Source organism: Phytobacter massiliensis JC163 (genome assembly GCF_000321045.1).
Taxonomy (GTDB): Bacteria; Pseudomonadota; Gammaproteobacteria; order Enterobacterales; family Enterobacteriaceae; genus Phytobacter_A; species Phytobacter_A massiliensis.
This window is the reverse complement of the sequence record NZ_HE578947.1, coordinates 584,665-604,200: the sequence shown is the minus strand read 5'-3', so window position 1 is coordinate 604,200 and position 19,536 is coordinate 584,665. Positions and strand designations below refer to the sequence as shown.

Here is a 19,536-nt window from a genome sequence, read left to right as displayed (position 1 = left end):
AATCAGGTTCTCTCCGTTTTGCTTAACCACATCTCATCCATGCCGCCGCCACGGATCTGCATCGGATAAACGTGTTCACTACCGTCGACGGTAACATCAACAAACACCAGGCGATTGTTCTTCACCTGCGCGAGCGCTTCGCTTAATTTCGCCTCCAGCTCGTCCGGGCGCGTAATGCGTATGCCGACATGGCCGTAGGCTTCCGCCAGCCGCGCGAAATCGGGCAGAGACTGCATATAAGATTGTGAATGGCGACCGGAGTAGATCATATCCTGCCACTGCTTCACCATGCCCAGATAGCGGTTGTTCAGATTGAGCACCAGCACCGGCAGCTCATACTGCAGCGCCGTCGACAGCTCCTGAATATTCATCTGGATACTGCCGTCGCCCGTGACGCAGACCACGGTCTCTTCCGGCAGCGCCATTTTCACCCCCAGCGCGGCGGGCAGGCCAAAGCCCATGGTGCCGAGACCGCCGGAGTTGATCCAGCGACGCGGCTTATCGAAACGGTAATAGAGCGCGGCGAACATCTGATGCTGACCCACGTCGGAGGTGACATACGCATCGCCGTTAGTTAAACGCCAGATGGTCTCGATCACCGCCTGCGGTTTGATCTGCTCGCTTTGGGCGTCATATTTCAGGCAGTTGCGCCCGCGCCACTGTTCGATGTGCTGCCACCAGTCGCGGATTTCGTCGAGCGGCTGGGTGAACGACTCCTGTTCCAGCAGTTCGAGCATCTGCTCCAGCACCAGCCTGGCGTCGCCGACAATCGGCACATCCGCCTGGACAGTTTTCGAAATAGAGGTGGGGTCGATGTCGATATGCAGAACCGTAGCGTCAGGGCAGTATTTCGCCAGGTTATTGGTGGTGCGATCGTCAAAGCGCACGCCCACGGCAAAAATAACGTCGGCGTTATGCATCGTCATGTTGGCTTCATAGGTGCCATGCATCCCCAGCATTCCTAAAGCCTGACGGTGCGAGGCCGGGAATGCCCCCAACCCCATCAGGGAAGAAACCATCGGCAGATTGAGCTGTTCAGCCAGCTGGCGAAGCTGCGCTTCGCACGCGGCGGTGATCGCGCCGCCGCCAACGTAGACTACCGGTTTTTTAGCCGCGGTCAGCGTTTGCAGGGCGCGTTTAATCTGCCCTTTATGCCCCTGAGTAGTGGGGTTGTAAGAGCGCATGCTCACCGTATCCGGCCAGACGTAAGGCAGCTTATTCGCGGGGTTAAGAATATCTTTTGGCAGATCGACCACCACCGGGCCTGGGCGGCCGCTGGCGGCAAGCCAGAACGCTTTTTTCAGCACGCCGGGGATGTCTTCCGTCTGTTTAACCAGAAAACTGTGCTTCACGACCGGACGGGAGATGCCCACCATGTCGCACTCCTGAAAGGCGTCGTAACCGATCAGCGAGGTCGCCACCTGCCCTGAGAGCACCACCAGCGGAATAGAGTCCATATATGCCGTGGCAATTCCCGTAATCGCGTTGGTCGCCCCAGGCCCTGAGGTCACCAGCACGACACCGACCTCGCCGGTTGCGCGCGCCAGCCCGTCCGCCATATGTACGGCAGCCTGTTCATGGCGCACCAGTACATGATCGATTCCGCCTACCGTGTGTAGCGCGTCGTATATATCGAGGACCGCGCCCCCGGGGTAACCGAATACTTGCTTCACGCCCTGATCGATTAACGATCGGACGACCATCTCGGCTCCAGACAACATCTCCATGGTTTGCCTCCAGGCTTGGTTTGGCGACTGGCAACGGAACATATTTCCGTCTTATCGCTCTGTTCAGTACAGAGGGAGCTCTGCATGCTGATTATGAATGGCAGTTAACATAACCGCTGAAAAACCGGCAGGCAATTAGCAAACGATTTGCTGTTAGGATGCAAAAAAGCACAAAAAAGAGGATGGTTCGAAGGAATCAGTGAAATTATCTGAGATAAGTAAAGACGATGATAAATCGTCTGCCAAAAAGGCTTGTGACCAGGAATTGATCCATTTTTACGGCGCACAGCGATGCGCCACAAAAATGTATTAGAACAAAACTCTGCAATAACGTTTCAGACCAGGATAAAGCAATAGAAACGCCCGTTTGTCGCTTAACGGTGGCAAACGGAAACCAGCAGTTCTTCCATCCACTGATGGCCCTTGTCGCGGCCTGCCGCTTCATGCCAGGAGAGGTAACAGGTACGGCTATTAAGTTTTAATGGCAGCGGCAGAATTTGCAGATCCAGTTTCTCAGCAAATTCATCAGCCAGCCAGCGAGGCGCGATGGCAACAAGGTGCGTTTGTGAAACAACATTCAGCACGCTGGTCATCGCCATACCCTGATAGGCAATGCTGGCTTGTTTATCGGCCGTGTCGTACCAGGGCTGGCTGAATGATGCATAACGATCCAGTGAAACCACAGCGTGCTGTTCGTTATACACATCGCTTTCACGCAGCGGACCATTCAAACGCGGGTGTTTTTTACTCGCTACCAGCACCATTTCATCTTTAAATAACGGCACGCAGGAAAACTCAGGACGGCGGAATTCATCATAGCCAATCACGAATTCTATTTCCTGATAGCGGAGCTGATGCTCAGTATTTTGGTTGAGTGATGATTTGAACACCAGATGGATATTTGGCGCGATCTCCTCAACACGATTGTAGATAATCGAGGTCAGCAAATTATCCAGCGGGCTGCAGACGCAGAGATTAAACACGCGCTCGCTGGTCACCGGTTCAAAACCGGACCCCGGTAATTCGTTCTGAACTAACTGTAACGCCTGACGGATGGAGCCAAAGAGCTGATATGCGCGCGCGGTGGGCTGAATACCCCTGCCATAACGCACAAATAACTCATCGTTAAACATGACTTTAAGCCGCGCCAGCGCGTTACTGACCGCCGGTTGCGACATACCCAGAGTATGGGCAGCACGCGTAATATTTTGTTCCTGCATTACGGCGTCGAAAATAGTTAACAGATTAAGATCAACTTTTCGCAGCTGAGGTTTGACTGGCTCGTTACTGGCCGTCGTCTCGACTTTTTCTTCTGACATATCCTTCTCCGGTATCATGCTAAATTCCATTTATCCTGGCAGCAATAACTCAAAGGAATATGATTTATCACGCATATAGGATTAGGGAAAGAGGGATTCAGCAAATTAGGAATGTATAAAGATGCTCCAGAGCCCGGCGAGCAATATCAAAGCGGGCCGTGAATCGGTTTTACTCTTAGGATGTGCTCCGATCAAACCATAAACAATATGAATGTACAATATGCCCGGACGCGGCTAAAAATGGCCTCAGGCAAAGTATTTCAGGCAAGAGCGATGATAATACTTAACTTATTTTTATCATTTATGTTTCTTTTATGGCTTAATTGATAAGTTCAGTAAATTATTCCCGATAATTCATTCAGATAGCGGAGGCATAAAAAAATGAATAAATTTAACTATCTGAAAAAAAATGTTCCGGTGGGGAACAAAGATTATTAAGTGTGAAACAGCACAAAAACCTTATTTTGCATTTTAACGCAGGAACAGCACAATTAACTAAAGCCAACGCAGTAACCCCCTCCTCTTTGCACACCTTTTTCAAAGGTAAAGGTTGACAACAAATGCCGTATCCAGTACCACTAAAAGCATATCGAATTCATCTGGAGTCTGGTTCATGATTCGCACTGTCGCTTTCATCGGTCTACTACTACTAAACGCATTCTCAGTGCGCGGTAGACTGGTGGGCAGCATTCAGCGTTGAATCACCCTCCAGTAAGACTAAGAACCCGCGCCCTGGCGCGGGTTTTTTTATGCTCGTAGCAAGGCGCCCAAAAAGACAAGGACCAAAACCATGAGTCAGCAAGTCATTATTTTTGATACGACCTTACGTGATGGCGAACAGGCGTTACAGGCGAGCCTGAGCGTAAAAGAGAAGCTGCAGATCGCTCTCGCCCTCGAACGTATGGGCGTAGACGTCATGGAGGTCGGCTTTCCGGTCTCTTCGCCGGGCGATTTTGAATCCGTCCAGACCATTGCCCGCAACGTGAAAAACAGCCGCGTCTGCGCGCTGGCGCGCTGTGTAGAAAAAGATATCGATGTCGCGGCGGAATCGTTGAAAGTAGCGGAAGCCTTCCGTATTCACACCTTTATCGCCACGTCGCCAATGCATATCGCCACCAAACTGCGCAGTACGTTGGATGAGGTGATCGAGCGCGCTATCTATATGGTGAAACGCGCGCGTAATTATACGGACGACGTTGAGTTCTCTTGCGAAGACGCGGGCCGTACCCCAATCGACGATCTGTCCCGCGTGGTTGAAGCGGCGATTCGCGCCGGAGCGAAAACCATTAATATCCCGGACACCGTCGGTTACACCATGCCGTTTGAGTTCGCCAATATCATCTCCGGCCTGTACGAACGCGTGCCAAATATCGACCAGGCAATCATCTCCGTACATACCCATGACGACTTAGGTCTGGCGGTCGGCAACGCTATCGCCGCCGTACACGCGGGCGCGCGTCAGGTAGAAGGCGCGATGAACGGTATCGGCGAGCGCGCGGGCAACTGTGCGCTGGAAGAAGTGATCATGGCCATCAAGGTGCGCAAAGATATTATGAATGTGCACACCCGTATCAATCATCAGGAGATCTGGCGCACCAGCCAGACCGTCAGCCAGATCTGCAATATGCCCATTCCGGCAAACAAAGCGATTGTCGGCACCGGTGCCTTTGCGCACTCGTCAGGTATTCACCAGGACGGCGTGCTGAAAAACCGCGAAAACTACGAAATCATGACCCCGGAGTCGATTGGCCTGAACCAGATTCAGCTGAACCTGACCTCTCGCTCCGGTCGAGCGGCGGTAAAACACCGTATGGAAGAGATGGGCTACCAGGAGTCTGATTACAATCTCGACAACCTGTATGACGCCTTCCTGAAGCTGGCGGATAAAAAAGGCCAGGTGTTCGATTACGATCTGGAAGCGCTGGCGTTCATCAATAAGCAGCAGGAAGAGCCGGAGCATTTCCGCCTGGACTATTTCAGCGTGCAATCCGGCTCCAGCGATATCGCCACCGCCTCGGTGAAACTGGCCTGCGGCGAGGAGATCAAAGCCGAGGCCGCCAACGGCAACGGGCCTGTCGATGCCATTTACCAGGCGATTAACCGCGTCACTGAATATGATATTGAACTGGTTAAATATGGATTAACCGCCAAAGGCCACGGCAAAGACGCGCTGGGTCAGGTAGACATTGTGGTCAACCATAACGGCCGCCGCTACCACGGCGTGGGCCTGGCAACGGATATCGTCGAATCATCGGCAAAAGCGATGGTTCACGTGCTGAACAATATCTGGCGCGCCGCCGAAGTGGAAAAAGAGTTGCAGCGCAAAGCGCAGAATAAAGAAAACAACAAGGAAACCGTGTGATGTCGAAGAATTACCATATTGCTGTTTTGCCGGGCGATGGCATTGGCCCGGAAGTCATGAACCAGGCATTAAAAGTACTGGAAGCCGTGCGTAACCGCTTTTCAATGCGCATTACGACCAGCCAGTATGATGTCGGCGGTATCGCCATCGATCGTCACGGCAACCCGCTGCCGCAGGCGACCCTGGAAGGGTGCGAGCAGGCTGACGCGATTCTGTTTGGTTCCGTAGGCGGCCCGAAGTGGGAAAACCTGCCCCCGGCGCAGCAACCGGAACGCGGCGCGCTGCTGCCGCTGCGTAAGCATTTCAAATTATTCAGCAACCTGCGTCCGGCGAAACTGTACCAGGGGCTGGAAGCGTTCTGCCCGCTGCGCGCCGACATCGCCGCCAACGGCTTTGATATCCTCTGCGTACGCGAACTGACCGGCGGCATCTATTTTGGCCAGCCGAAGGGCCGTGAAGGCAGCGGCCAGCATGAAAAGGCGTTTGATACCGAGGTGTATCACCGTTTCGAGATCGAACGTATCGCGCGTATCGCCTTTGAATCTGCGCGCAAGCGCGGCAAAAAAGTCCACTCCATTGATAAAGCGAATGTGTTGCAAACTTCCCTGCTGTGGCGCGAAATCGTCAATGAAATCGCCCAGCAGTACCCGGACGTGACGCTTTCGCATATGTATATCGATAACGCCACCATGCAGCTGATCAAGGACCCGTCCCAGTTTGACGTACTGCTCTGCTCAAACCTGTTTGGCGATATCCTTTCCGACGAGTGCGCGATGATCACCGGCTCCATGGGGATGCTCCCCTCTGCCAGCCTGAATGAACAGGGCTTTGGCCTGTACGAACCCGCGGGCGGCTCCGCGCCGGATATCGCCGGTAAAAATATTGCCAACCCGATTGCGCAGATCCTGTCGCTGGCCCTGCTGCTGCGCTACAGCCTGGATGCCGACGATGCCGCAACCGCGATTGAAAGCGCGATTAACCGCGCGTTAGAAGAAGGCGTACGTACCGGCGATTTGGCCCGGGGCGATGCCGCAGTCAGTACCGATGAGATGGGCGACATCATTGCCCGCTATGTCGCCGAAGGGGTGTAATTATGGCTAAGACATTATATGAAAAGTTGTTTGATGCGCATGTGGTGTACGAAGCGCCAAACGAAACCCCGTTGCTCTATATCGACAGGCATCTGGTGCATGAAGTGACCTCGCCGCAGGCATTTGATGGCCTGCGCGCTCACCATCGTCCGGTACGTCAGCCAGCGAAAACCTTCGCTACCATGGATCATAACGTCTCCACGCAAACCAAAGACATTAACGCCTCCGGCGAGATGGCGCGGATTCAGATGCAGGAGCTGATTAAGAACTGCAAAGAGTTCGGCGTAGAGCTGTATGACCTGAATCACCCCTACCAGGGGATCGTGCATGTGATGGGGCCGGAACAGGGCGTGACCCTGCCGGGCATGACCATCGTCTGCGGCGACTCCCATACGGCGACCCACGGCGCGTTCGGCGCGCTGGCGTTTGGTATCGGCACCTCTGAGGTAGAGCACGTGCTGGCGACCCAGACCCTCAAGCAGGGCCGGGCGAAAACCATGAAGATCGAAGTGAACGGCAAAGCCGCGCCGGGCATTACCGCCAAAGACATTGTGCTGGCGATTATCGGCAAAACCGGCAGCGCGGGCGGCACCGGGCATGTGGTGGAATTTTGCGGCGAAGCCATTCGTGATTTAAGCATGGAAGGTCGTATGACCCTGTGCAATATGGCCATTGAACTGGGGGCGAAAGCGGGCCTGGTTGCGCCGGATGAAACCACGTTCAACTACGTGAAGGGCCGTCTGCATGCGCCGAAAGGTCAGGCGTTTGATGAGGCCGTTGCCTACTGGAAGACCCTGAAGACAGACGATGGCGCGCACTTTGATGCGGTAGTGACCCTGCAGGCGGAAGAGATCGCCCCGCAGGTGACCTGGGGCACCAACCCCGGCCAGGTTATCTCCGTAACCGACATCATTCCCGATCCGGCCTCCTTTGCCGACCCGGTCGAGCGGGCAAGCGCCGAGAAAGCGCTGGCCTATATGGGCTTACAGCCGGGCGTACCGTTGACCGAAGTGGCGATTGATAAAGTCTTTATCGGCTCTTGTACCAACTCGCGCATTGAAGATCTGCGCGCCGCGGCGGAAATCGCCAAAGGGCGTAAAGTTGCGCCGGGCGTGCAAGCGCTGGTTGTACCTGGCTCCGGGCCGGTAAAAGCGCAGGCGGAAGCGGAAGGTCTGGACAAGATTTTTATCGAAGCGGGTTTTGAATGGCGTCTGCCCGGCTGCTCTATGTGCCTGGCGATGAACAATGACCGCCTGAACCCCGGCGAGCGTTGCGCCTCTACCAGCAACCGCAACTTTGAAGGCCGTCAGGGCCGCGGTGGCCGTACTCATCTGGTGAGCCCGGCAATGGCCGCCGCCGCCGCCGTGACCGGCCATTTCGCCGATATTCGCAGCTTATAAGGAGATAATCATGGCAGAGAAATTTACGCAGCACACCGGCCTGGTTGTCCCTCTGGATGCCGCCAACGTCGATACTGACGCCATCATTCCCAAGCAGTTTTTGCAGAAGGTCACCCGCACCGGTTTCGGCGCGCATCTGTTTAATGACTGGCGTTTTCTGGATGACAAGGGCGAAGTGCCAAACCCGGAGTTCGTGCTTAACTATCCGGTCTATAAAGGAGCCTCCATTCTGCTGGCGCGGGAAAACTTCGGCTGCGGCTCATCACGCGAGCACGCCCCCTGGGCGCTGACCGACTATGGCTTTAAGGCCGTTATCGCGCCAAGTTTCGCCGACATCTTTTATGGCAACAGCTTCAACAATCAGCTGCTGCCGGTCACGCTGAGCGATGAGCAGGTAGACGAGCTGTTTACGCTGGTCAAAGCCAATCCGGGCATGACGTTTGAAGTGGATCTGGAAGCCGAAGTGGTGAGAGCAGGCGATAAATTGTACGCCTTTAAAATCGATCCCTTCCGTCGGCACTGCATGCTTAACGGTCTGGACAGTATCGGCCTGACGTTGCAGCACGAAGATGCTATCGCCGCTTACGAAGACAAGCAGCCTGCCTTTATGCGCTAAGCCCTGCCCTTTTGCCCGGTCAGCCGACCGGGCTTTTCCTGAATTAAAACGTGATCCAATTCACAAATTTTGAAATTTCCCGCCGTCAGAAAATAGCTTAGTTGAAAATTTAAAATTTTTTTATGGTTCGCCCTGCCGTTTAGGTCAAATTAACAACGTCTTTTGTAGATGTTCACAGTAACAAGTAAAAATGGTGCTGACGTATTTAACGAGAAAATACATTTGTGTTAATTATTTGTTAATTTTATAGAAAGTCCCTATGGTTACGGGCAAAAAAAAGCATTATTTTTCCCCGGACCGGCTCGTTATCTTCCCCCACAGATAATCATTATTTTAGCTATGTCAGGAGTACGCCTGCCTGGCCCGTGGAGAGAGAAAATGAGCCACTATCAACACCTGTTTACCCCGCTCACCATCAACGGGATGACGCTAAAAAACCGCATCATCATGCCGCCAATGGGCACCAATCTGGCAAGCCTCAACGGCGAAGTATCGCAGGAACAGCTCGAGTACTACGAACTGCGCGCCAGAGGCGGCACGGGTTTAATCACCATCGAAAATATCTGTATTGATTTCCCTTTCGCCTCCAACGGCACAACGCAACTGCGTATCGATAACGATCAATATATTCCCGGCTTATTTAAATTAACGGAGACGCTGCATAAACATGGCGCCCGCGTCTCTATTCAGCTTAATCATGCGGGCGCTTCCGCTTACGCCTATCGCCTGAATGGCGAACAGCCGCTCTCCTCTTCCAGCACGCCATCGAAAAAGAACGGCAATATTCCCCGTCCGATGACCCATGAAGATATTTATCGTGCGGTAGAGAAGTTCGGCGACGCGGCGGAACGCGTGCGCCGCGCCAATTTTGACTGCGTAGAAATTCACGCCGGTCACTCCTATTTAATCAGCCAGTTTTTATCGCCGCTGTTTAATAAACGCACCGATGAGTTCGGCGGTAGCGTAGAGAACCGCGCGCGTATTCTGACCCTTATCGTCGATAAAGTCCGCGCCAGCGTGGGGCCGCGCTTTCCCATCAGCCTGCGCTTTAGCGCCGATGATTTTCTTGAAGGCGGCAATACGCTGGAAGATTCGCTGCGCATCCTGGAACTGTGCCAGGAGAAGGTGGACATTCTTAACGTTTCTGCCGCGCAAAATGACAACCTCAATCTGCAAATCGATCAGATGTCGCTGGAAGATGGCTGGAAGCGCTATCTCTCCCGCGCGGTACGGGACAAATTCAATAAGCCGACGGTCATTGCCGGCAATATCCGCAGCCCGAAAGTTGCCGAGGATATTATCGCCAGCGGCGACGCCGATCTGATCGCCATTGGCCGCGGCCTGATTGCCGAACCAGAGTGGGTGCAAAAAGTGCAGAGCGGCAACGAGCGCCTGCTGCGCAAGTGCATCTCCTGCAATATCGGCTGTGCTGACCACCGTATCGCCCGTTCCCGCCCGCTGCGCTGCTCCATCAACCCGGATATCATTCACGGCGACGCCTACAAACAGCGCGCCGTTAATCAGGAGACGCGCGTTGTGGTGATCGGCGCGGGCACCGCGGGTATGGAAGCCGCCTGCACCGCGGCGGAAGTGGGTTGCCACACCTGGCTGCTGGAAAAAACCCACAGCCTGGGCGGCCTGGCGAGCGAAATCTCCCTTCTGCCGGAAAAAAAACGCATCGCCGATTTCCCGCAGTTTATGAAAACCCGTCTGGCTGGTTTAGATAACCTGATGGTTCAGGTTGGCCATACGGCGAGCGTTGAGTCCGTCTCCGCCCTGCGTCCTGACCTGATTGTAACCGCCACCGGCTCTGTTCCGCTGCTGCCGCCTATTAGCGGACTCAAGGAAAACATTGATGCTACCGGCGGCAACGTCTTCTCGATCATGGGCATGATCCATCAGCTCGATAAATTCAGCGATGTGAAAGGTAAACGCATCGCCGTGGTCGGCGCGGGCGCGGTCGGTCTGGATGTGATTGAGTATTTCTCTCTTCGCGGCGCACAGTGCGTGTTAATTGAGATGCAAGACGCCGCAGGGCGCGATCTCGATATCATCACCAAAAACGCCATGCTGACCATGCTGGATGAACACCATGTCGAACAGCATATGAACACGCAGCTTGTTGAAGTCTCCGCCAACCATTTTAGCGTCAAAAATGCCGACGGCGCGTTCGATATTCCCTTCGATTACGGCTTTGTGTGCCTGGGAATGCGCGCTAACAGAAGCGGCCTCGATGAAATTGAACGCTGGGCCAACGCCAACAACGTAAAAGTAATGAATATCGGCGACAGCCTGGCGGCGCGGCGCATCATTGATGGCGTACGCGAAGGCCGCAACGTGCTGGATGCCCTGGAAGATATGGGCGTGCTGGGTATCCGCGAAGCGCAACGAATTCCCGTTTTAACTTACTAAGGACTTTATCATGGCTGAACGTATTACAGGACACACCGAACTGATTGGGCTTATCGCCACGCCAATTCGTCACAGCATGTCGCCGACCATGCACAATGAAGCGTTTGCGCACCTGGGGCTGGATTATGTTTATCTGGCCTTTGAAGTGGGCAACCAGGAGCTGAAAGACGTGGTGCAGGGCTTCCGGGCGATGAAGCTGCGCGGCTATAACGTCTCTATGCCGAATAAAACCGAAATCTGCCAGTATCTCGACAAGCTTTCTCCAGCGGCTGAACTGGTTGGCGCGGTCAATACCGTGGTCAATGATAATGGCGTACTGACCGGTCATATCACCGACGGCACCGGCTACATGCGCGCGCTGCGTGAAGAAGGCATTGATATCATCGGTAAGAAAATGACCGTGCTGGGCGCGGGCGGCGCTGCGACAGCCATCTGCGTGCAGGCCGCGCTGGATGGGGTCAAAGAGATCGCTATCTTCAATAAAAAAGATAAGTTCTTCCCGAACGCGGAGAAGACCGTGGCCAAGATCCGCAACAACACCAACTGCGAGATCCATCTCTACGATCTGGACGATCATGAAAAACTGCGCGCCGAAATCGCCAGCAGCGTGATCCTCACCAACGCTACCGGCGTCGGCATGAAACCGTTTGAAGGCCAGATGTTGCTGCCAGATGCCAGCTTCCTGCGCCCTGAGCTGATCGTCTCCGATGTGGTCTATAACCCGCGTAAAACCCATCTGCTGGAAGTCGCAGAGCAACAGGGCTGCCGCACCATTAACGGCCTGGGGATGATGCTGTGGCAAGGCGCGCGCGCTTTTGAGATCTGGACGGGCAAAGAAATGCCGGTTGAGTACGTCAAAAGTATCCTGTTCTAAGGATGAGCGCGATGAAAAATCAATATGTCCCAACGGCAGCTGGGCTATATCTTAATTACCTGATTCACGGTATGGGGGTATTGTTAATTACCCTCAACATGGCGAATCTGCAGGAACAATGGGGAACCGACGCTGCCGGCGTCTCCATTGTCATTTCGTCGCTCGGGATTGGTAAGCTCGCTACGATCGTGACAGGCTTCCTGTCCGACCGTTTCGGTCGTAAACCTTTTATCTATCTCGGCATAGCCAGCTATGTGGTGTTCTTCCTCGGTATTCTGCTGACGAAAAACATCTATCTGGCTTATTGCTGCGGCATTATGGCGGGTCTGGCGAACAGCTTCCTCGATTCCGGTACTTATCCGGCGCTGATGGAATCTTTCCCTAACTCCGCCAGCCGGGCAAACGTGCTGATCAAAGCCTTTGTTTCTGCCGGGCAGTTCCTGTTGCCGTTCATTATCAGCGCGCTGATTTGGGCGAACATGTGGTATGGCTGGTCGTTTATCATCGCTGCAGCACTGATGGTTCTGAGCGCGATCTATCTGATAAAAATGCCTTTCCCGGACCATCGGGCGAAGAAGGAAACCGCAGAAAAATCACCAGCCGCCGCCGTTGCCCCGAAAGCGGACTCCGGCAAGCTGGATATGGTCATCTTTACCCTGTACGGCTATATCGGTATGGCGACTTTTTATCTGGTCAGCCAGTGGTTAGCGCAGTACGGCGAGTTCGTTGCCGGGATCCCGCATGAGTCAGCAATCAAGCTGCTGAGCGTCTATACCGCCGGTTCCCTGACATGCGTATTTGTCACTGCGGCCTTTGTCAAAGAGGTATTTAGCTCAGCCGTCGCCATGATCATCTACACCTTCCTGTCGATGATTTCACTGCTGATCGTCTGCCTGTTCCCTACGCCAATGATTGTGACCGGCTTCGCCTTTATCATCGGCTTTGCCGCCGCTGGCGGCGTGCTGCAGATAGGCGCGACCATTATGGCTATGAGCTTCCCCAATGGAAAAGGCAAAGCCACCGGGATCTTTTATACCGCTGGAAGCCTGGCAAGCTTTACGATCCCACTTATCACGGCAAAACTATCGAAGATGGGTATCGCCAGCATTATGTGGTTCGATCTTCTGATCGCTATCGTCGGCTTTGTTATCGCCCTGTATATCGGTTATCGTCAGCTACAGGCGCGTGCGGCTCTGAAATCTTCCGGCGTAGCGGCAACAGCCTGATTGCCCGGAATAAAGAATAATGGATACCAACATGATTCAAGCAGTAACAGTTAAAAACGTCACTTTTCAGGAAGGCCAGACCCTGATTTGTGTGCCGCTGATCGGCAAAACCCTGGAAGAAGTGCAGCGCAACGCTCAGGCGCTGGCCACCTCCGGTGCGGACATCATCGAATGGCGTGTTGATCATTTCAACGGCGTTGAAGAGATGGCGCAGGTGCTCAACGCGCTGGCAGAAATCCGTCGCGCGCTGACAGATATGCCGCTGCTGTTCACCTTCCGCAGTAAAAAAGAGGGTGGCGAAAAGGAAATCAGCGACGAAGCCTACTTTGCGCTCAATCGTCAGGCTGCCGCCAGCGGCCTGGTGGATGTTATCGACATTGAACTGTTCAATGACGAAGCGCAGGTTCGCGCGGTAGTGAACGATGCCCATGCCAGCGGCGTGAAGGTGATCATGAGCAACCATGATTTCCATAAAACGCCCGCTCAGGAAGACATTATCCACCGTCTTCGTCGCATGCAGGAGCTGGGGGCGGATCTGCCGAAGATCGCGGTGATGCCGCAGTCGCCGCAGGATGTACTGACCCTGCTGTCGGCCACGCTGACCATGAAAGAAAAGTACGCCACCCGTCCGATCATCACCATGTCGATGGGCAAAATGGGCGGCGTCAGCCGTGTGACCGGCCGTCTGTTCGGCTCAGCGATGACCTTCGGCACCGTTGGCCAGGCCTCGGCGCCGGGACAGATCGCCATTGCTCAGCTGCGTGAAGTGATGGATATCTTGTCCTGATGATCACCGTGCCCGGAGCAAACCTCCGGGCGCGTTTTCAACCGGTGCGTTGGCTGTCATCAATAACAAACTCTTTAAACGACTGAATAGCAGGGGAAAGCACTCGCTCTTTCATTGTGGCGAGATAAATATAGCGCGGAGGGATCTTATTTTTTATCGTCAGGATATGGACATTGTAATTGGCGAGCGCGGAGATCCGCGGCATGATCGCTATCCCATAATCGATACTGACCAGCCCCGCCATCGCCGTGTCCTCTTCAACATAACAGGCGATATCCGGCACCATTTTTTGCTGCATGAAAACATTATCGATAAACGGGCGTAATCCGCTATTTTCTGCAAAGTAGACGTAGGGATAATGAATCGTCTCAGCCAGCTCGACCTCATGTTGATATAAGCGCGCCAGGGGATGATCTTTAGCGGTAACGACAACCAGCTCCTGCTGAATGATCGGAATAAAATCGATATCCGGCTCATCGGCAATATAGGAACAGAGTGCTAAATCCGTCTTACCCGCTTTCAGTTCCTGTAATAAATTGAGCGAGGTTCCCTGGGTAAAGGAAAAGGTTACGTTGTGATGAGAAGGTGAAGCAGAATACTTCTGAATTAACTGCGGTACAACATATTCGCCCATTGTATAAATAAAAGCGATGCGGATATTCTCCTTGCTTTCCAACCCGCTTTTTTGCAATGTCAACCGCCCCTTCTCCAGCGACGCCAGCGCATCTTCTACATAGGGAAGAAAACGTTTCCCGTTCTGCGTAATCTCTACGTTGCGCCCTTTACGGGCAAAGAGCGAGACGCCGAGTTCCTTCTCCAGTTCAGATATGGCATGGCTTAGCGAGGGTTGAGTGATAAAAAGGCTCGATGCCGCCTCCGTGTAATGCTGCGTTTCCGACAAACGCTTGAAATAGTAAAGTTGCTTTAGGTTCATTATTTTTGACCGTATAATATAAAAATCAATCACTGCAACAAATATAACATACCCACACCTATTAAGCGGGTATAAAAGCGTAAATATCGGCATAACCGACGAAAACCATTCAGGTGTGTGAATATGATGTAAAAGAACAGAAACAATATGCTGAATAAAGGCCTCAATAAAATATTTCTGCATGTATGGTTACATACAAAAATATTTTAAATCTTAAAGGAAAATAATATGAGGACGATAGACAGCCAGCAAAGCGCTGTTCCCTTAGCGGGCCAGCCACGGAGAAGCCGGGCGCGTATTGTTATTTTACTGTTACTGTCTGTTGGTACAATGATCAACTATCTCGATCGTACCATTTTGGGCATTGTTGCTCCGGCGCTGACCAAAGAGATCCATATCGATCCGGCGATGATGGGCATCGTCTTTTCCGCCTTCGCCTGGACTTATGCGCTGGCGCAAATTCCTGGCGGTATGTTTCTCGACCGTTTCGGCAATAAAATTACCTATGCGCTCTCTATCTTTTTCTGGTCGCTGTTTACCTTATTACAGAGCTTTTCCGTGGGTCTGAAATCGTTACTGCTGCTCCGTCTGGGGCTGGGAATTAGCGAAGCGCCCTGCTTTCCGGTCAATAGTCGGGTGGTCGGCACATGGTTCCCACAGCATGAAAGGGCGCGGGCAACGGCAACGTATACGGTTGGTGAATATATTGGGCTGGCCGCTTTCTCGCCGTTGCTTTTCCTTATTCTTGAACACCATGGCTGGCGCACGCTATTTTTCCTGACCGGCGCGCTAGGTATTATTTTCACTTTTATCTGGTGGCGTTTTTACCGCGAGCCGCATGAATCCACCCTCGCCAATAAAGCGGAACTGGAATATATCGGCGCGAATAACGGCCAGAAAACCGCTGAAAACGTGCCTTTTAACTGGCCGGATGCAAAGCGTCTGCTGTGCTGCCGACAGGTTATTGGCGCCAGCCTTGGGCAGTTCGCGGGGAATACCACGCTGGTCTTCTTCCTTACCTGGTTCCCGACCTACCTTGCCCAGGAGCGCCAGCTGCCGTGGCTTCACGTCGGCTTCTTCGCCACCTGGCCATTTATGGCGGCAGCGGTCGGCATTATTTTCGGCGGCTGGGTTTCCGACAGATTATTAAAGAAAACGGCATCCGTAAATTTCAGCCGTAAGCTGCCTATTATTGCCGGTTTATTACTGTCGAGCTTTATTATCACCGCGAACTGGGTTTCCAGTAACACGCTGGTCATTATTATTATGTCGGTTGCTTTCTTTGGTCAGGGCATGGTTGGCCTGGGCTGGACGCTTATATCCGATATCGCGCCTAAGAATATGGCCGGGCTGACGGGCGGTATTTTTAACTTCTGTGCAAATATGGCATCCATTATCACGCCGCTAATTATCGGCTTTATTATCTCCGGCACCGGTAATTTCTTTTATGCGCTGATCTATATTGGCGTAACGGCTCTGGTTGGCGTGGTGGCTTACGTGTTTATCATTGGCGATATCAAGCGCATCGTCCTGCAATAACGTACAGCTCCCGGCGTCACGCCGGGAGCGTGCTCGACTACACGTCTTTTACCCTGCTGGTCAGAAAAAGCGTCAGCAGCGAAATCGCCGCAATCACCCAGTACACTCTGGCATGGCCGAAGCTTTGCGCCAGCGCACCCTGGATTACGCCTGCCAGGATCACCCCGGTTGAGATGCTGTTGGTGAACAGCGTAGTGGCGGAGCCTGCGCGGCCCGGCATCAAATCCTGAAACCACAGCATGCCGATCCCGGCGATAATGCCGATAAAAATCGCATTAAAAATTTGCAGGCCAAGCAGCGCCTCATGGCTGTGAAACATCAGTAGCCCAAGGTAAAACACCACCCCGGAGGCGACCGCGCTTACCATCATCCTGCGCTTGCCAAAACGCTTAACGTAGTAGCCCGCCAGGATCATCGCCGGGATCTCCAGCCCTGCCGCCGTGCCCATCAGTACGCCTGCCAGGCTGTCCGGCAGACCAAGCTCGCTGCTGATCCATAACGGCATATCAATGATGTACATGGTGTTGCAGGTCCACATCAGCGTGGAGGCAATAAACAGCATCCTGACGTTGCGATCGCTCCAGCCTTTCACCTCAGTTACGGCAACGTCCGTGGGCTGTTCAATGCGTTTAGCCGACGGCAGCCATAGCGCAATCACCGCCAGGCTCAGGGCGAATATCCCGGCGGCAACGACGTACATGGCGGTAAACCCGTAATTGAGCGCCAGCATAAATGCCAGCGGCGGGCCAATGACCCAGGCAACGGAGATTTGCGCACGCATGATCGAGCTGAACATCACCACTTCCCGCGCGGAGCTGTCGGCATACTCCCGCGCCAGCGCGAACAGTTGCGGCATGGCCGTGCTCGCCAGCGAGGCCAGCATTACGCCGCAGGTGATAAGCGTCAGGTAGTGGCGGTTGAAGGCGAAAAGAAGGGCGTTACCTACCGCCATCAGGCAACAGAACATAATCAGCTTTTTGCGATCGCCCTGCCTGTCGGAGCGGTGGGCCAGCGTCAGGCTTACCGCAATACCCGCGATGGCGTTGACGGTATAGAACAGTCCAACCCAGAAAGGCTGTACCCCCACCTCGCGGCTTAAAAAGAGGCTCAGCGTCGGTGACTGTAACGCTCCTGCCACCCCAACCATAAACGTGACGACCATAAAAGCGAGGTAGACACCGTTCAGGCGGCGTCCCATCGTCATCAACCAAAGCATAGTGTTCCCTTGCGTGAGTAGAAACGAAAAAAGCCAGCAGATAATAACTGCTGGCGTGGTGATTAGCACCAATACTCAGTCACACATGATAGCTGCGGTTCAGCGTTGAGGAACTGATTTTGTCACTTCCTTCTCCCACCGCTTCCTCGCTTCATCACGGACAATTATTGGCTTAATATAGGGATTAATAAATTGCTGACTTTTTATCAGGAGTTCCCCTTTTATGTCGTCAGGTCGTCTGCAACAGCAGTTCATTCGTCTATGGCAATGCTGCGAGGGAAAATCCCAGGAGACCACGCTCAACGAGCTGGCGGACTTACTTAGCTGCTCGCGGCGGCATATGCGCACGCTGCTCAACACGATGGAGTCCCGCGGCTGGCTGACCTGGCAGGCAGAGGCCGGGCGCGGCAAGCGTTCACGCCTTACCTTTCTCTATACGGGCCTGGCGCTCCAGCAGCAGCGAGCGGAAGATCTGCTGGAGCAGGATCGCATCGATCAGTTGGTCCAACTGGTGGGCGATAAAAACGCCGTCCGCCAGATGCTGGTATCGCACCTGGGCCGCAGCTTCCGCCAGGGGCGGCATATTCTGCGGGTGCTCTACTATCGTCCACTGCGCAATCTTCTGCCGGGCAGCGCCCTGCGCCGCTCTGAAACCCATATGGCGCGCCAGATATTCAGCGCCCTGACGCGCATAAATGAGGAAAATGGGGAACTGGAAGCGGATATCGCCCATCACTGGAAGTCACTTTCCCCGCTGCACTGGCGTTTTTATCTGCGCCCCGGCATCCATTTTCACCACGGGCGGGAACTGGAGATGGACGATGTCATCACCTCCCTTGACCGGGTGCGCGCTTTGCCCCTTTATTCGCACATTACACAGGTGGTTTCGCCTACGCCCTGGACGCTGGATGTCCATCTTAACCAGCAGGACTGCTGGCTTCCGTGGCTGCTGGGTCAGGTGCCCGCCATGATCCTGCCGCAGGAGTGGCCGACGATGGCCAACTTTTCCAGCCATCCGGTAGGCACCGGCCCTTACGCGGTAACCCGCAATAACGCCAGCCAGCTCAAGATCCATGCCTTTGACGACTATTTTGGCTACCGGGCGCTGATTGATGAGGTCAACGTCTGGGTGCTGCCGGAAATTGGCGAGGACCCTACCGGCGGCCTGACGCTGGAGGGGCCAACCGAGGGCGAAAAAGCGGTGGAAAGCCGCCTCGAAGAGGGGTGCTACTACCTGATGTTTGATAACCGTTCCCACCGCGGCGCCAGCCAGGCGGTGCGGGAGTGGGTAAGCCAGATTTTGTCGCCTAACAACCTGCTTTATCACGCCGACGCGCAGTACCAGCGCTACTGGTTCCCGGCCTACGGCCTGCTGCCGCGCTGGCATCATGCCTGTCCAGGCAGAGGCGAAAAACCGGCCGGGCTGGAGACGCTAACGCTCACCTTCTATCGTGACCATAACGAACATAAAGCGCTTGCCAGCACCATGAGCAAGCTGCTGGCGCAGCAGGGCGTGCGCCTGGAGATCGTGGAGGTGGATTACGATGAGTGGCACCGGGGCGAGGTCATCAGCGATATCTGGCTCAACAGCGCCAACTTTACCCTGCCGCTGGATTTCTCGCTGTTCACCCACCTTTATGAAGTGCCGCTTATTCAGCACTGTATTCCCATCGACTGGCAGGCCGACGCCGCCCGCTGGCGCGCCAAAGAGATGAATCTTGCCGCCTGGTGCCAGCAGCTGCTGGCCACCAAGGCTATCGTGCCGTTAACCCATCACTGGCTGATGATACAGGGGCAGCGCAGTATGCGCGGCCTGCGGATGAACACGCTGGGCTGGTTTGATTTTAAGTCGGCGTGGTTTGCGCCGCCGGATCCATAGCCCTTTGCGAAAACGAACAAAGTCATTACACTGTTGCCGTGCTCAACGGGGTGCTGCGCGTAAGCGTGTGCTGAGAAAATACCCGTCGAACCTGATCCGGATAACGCCGGCGAAGGGATTTGAGGCTCTCGCTCAAAAACCTTTGCCACCTATT

The 19,536-nt window shown here is 54.1% G+C and carries 15 protein-coding genes and 1 riboswitch; of the genes, 11 read left to right on the top strand and 4 right to left on the bottom strand.

What is annotated here, in order from left to right; genetic code table 11:
* Nucleotides 1-2 precede the first annotated feature (2 nt).
* Entirely contained in the window at nucleotides 3-1,727 is a 1,725-nt protein-coding gene (gene ilvI, locus ENTHG_RS16825; RefSeq protein WP_044182194.1) for an acetolactate synthase 3 large subunit, read from the bottom strand.
* Nucleotides 1,728-2,101: 374 nt separating this feature from the next.
* A complete protein-coding gene (gene leuO, locus ENTHG_RS16820; protein ID WP_044182191.1) occupies nucleotides 2,102-3,046 on the bottom strand; it encodes a transcriptional regulator LeuO in 945 nt (314 codons plus the stop codon).
* Between the two features lie 613 nt (nucleotides 3,047-3,659).
* Between leuO and leuL the strand changes: the two genes are divergently transcribed.
* From leuL to aroD, 9 genes are all read left to right on the top strand, one after another.
* On the top strand, nucleotides 3,660-3,746 hold the full coding sequence (gene leuL / locus ENTHG_RS26450; protein ID WP_106403294.1) for a leu operon leader peptide: 87 nt from the start codon (nucleotides 3,660-3,662) through the stop codon (nucleotides 3,744-3,746).
* Between the two features lie 90 nt (nucleotides 3,747-3,836).
* Nucleotides 3,837-5,408, top strand: coding sequence for a 2-isopropylmalate synthase (gene leuA / locus ENTHG_RS16815; protein ID WP_044182188.1), 1,572 nt, complete (start codon nucleotides 3,837-3,839; stop codon nucleotides 5,406-5,408).
* Complete coding sequence (gene leuB, locus ENTHG_RS16810; protein ID WP_044182185.1) at nucleotides 5,408-6,499, top strand: 3-isopropylmalate dehydrogenase; 1,092 nt, start codon at nucleotides 5,408-5,410, stop codon at nucleotides 6,497-6,499. The genes leuA and leuB overlap by 1 nt, the downstream gene beginning before the upstream one ends.
* Nucleotides 6,500-6,501: 2 nt before the next feature.
* Nucleotides 6,502-7,899 (top strand): 3-isopropylmalate dehydratase large subunit, encoded by a 1,398-nt coding sequence (leuC, locus tag ENTHG_RS16805; RefSeq protein ID WP_044182182.1) that lies wholly within the window; start codon nucleotides 6,502-6,504, stop codon nucleotides 7,897-7,899.
* 10 nt (nucleotides 7,900-7,909) lie between these two features.
* Complete coding sequence (leuD, locus tag ENTHG_RS16800; RefSeq protein WP_044182179.1) at nucleotides 7,910-8,515, top strand: 3-isopropylmalate dehydratase small subunit; 606 nt, start codon at nucleotides 7,910-7,912, stop codon at nucleotides 8,513-8,515.
* 378 nt (nucleotides 8,516-8,893) lie between these two features.
* Nucleotides 8,894-10,927, top strand: a complete 2,034-nt coding sequence (locus ENTHG_RS16795) for an oxidoreductase (RefSeq protein ID WP_044182177.1) — start codon at nucleotides 8,894-8,896, stop codon at nucleotides 10,925-10,927.
* Nucleotides 10,928-10,937: 10 nt separating this feature from the next.
* Entirely contained in the window at nucleotides 10,938-11,801 is an 864-nt protein-coding gene (locus tag ENTHG_RS16790) for a shikimate dehydrogenase (RefSeq protein ID WP_044182174.1), read from the top strand.
* Nucleotides 11,802-11,812: 11 nt separating this feature from the next.
* Nucleotides 11,813-13,027 (top strand): MFS transporter, encoded by a 1,215-nt coding sequence (locus ENTHG_RS16785; RefSeq protein WP_044182171.1) that lies wholly within the window; start codon nucleotides 11,813-11,815, stop codon nucleotides 13,025-13,027.
* Nucleotides 13,028-13,058: 31 nt separating this feature from the next.
* Entirely contained in the window at nucleotides 13,059-13,814 is a 756-nt protein-coding gene (gene aroD, locus ENTHG_RS16780; protein WP_044182553.1) for a type I 3-dehydroquinate dehydratase, read from the top strand.
* A 37-nt stretch (nucleotides 13,815-13,851) separates the two neighbouring features.
* Here aroD and ENTHG_RS16775 read toward each other — a convergent pair whose 3' ends face one another.
* A complete protein-coding gene (locus ENTHG_RS16775) occupies nucleotides 13,852-14,748 on the bottom strand; it encodes a LysR family transcriptional regulator (protein ID WP_044182169.1) in 897 nt (298 codons plus the stop codon).
* Nucleotides 14,749-14,976: 228 nt separating this feature from the next.
* Between ENTHG_RS16775 and ENTHG_RS16770 the strand changes: the two genes are divergently transcribed.
* Nucleotides 14,977-16,287 carry an MFS transporter gene (locus ENTHG_RS16770; protein WP_044182166.1) on the top strand — a complete coding sequence of 437 codons (1,311 nt, stop codon included), beginning with the start codon at nucleotides 14,977-14,979 and terminating at the stop codon, nucleotides 16,285-16,287.
* A gap of 37 nt (nucleotides 16,288-16,324) precedes the next feature.
* Here ENTHG_RS16770 and ENTHG_RS16765 read toward each other — a convergent pair whose 3' ends face one another.
* Nucleotides 16,325-17,503 (bottom strand): sugar efflux transporter, encoded by a 1,179-nt coding sequence (locus ENTHG_RS16765; protein ID WP_044182163.1) that lies wholly within the window; start codon nucleotides 17,501-17,503, stop codon nucleotides 16,325-16,327.
* A 223-nt stretch (nucleotides 17,504-17,726) separates the two neighbouring features.
* Here ENTHG_RS16765 and sgrR point away from each other — a divergent pair, with 223 nt between their 5' ends.
* Nucleotides 17,727-19,382 (top strand): HTH-type transcriptional regulator SgrR, encoded by a 1,656-nt coding sequence (sgrR, locus tag ENTHG_RS16760; protein WP_044182162.1) that lies wholly within the window; start codon nucleotides 17,727-17,729, stop codon nucleotides 19,380-19,382.
* 36 nt (nucleotides 19,383-19,418) lie between these two features.
* Nucleotides 19,419-19,518, top strand: a riboswitch (TPP riboswitch).
* Nucleotides 19,519-19,536: the final 18 nt, after the last annotated feature.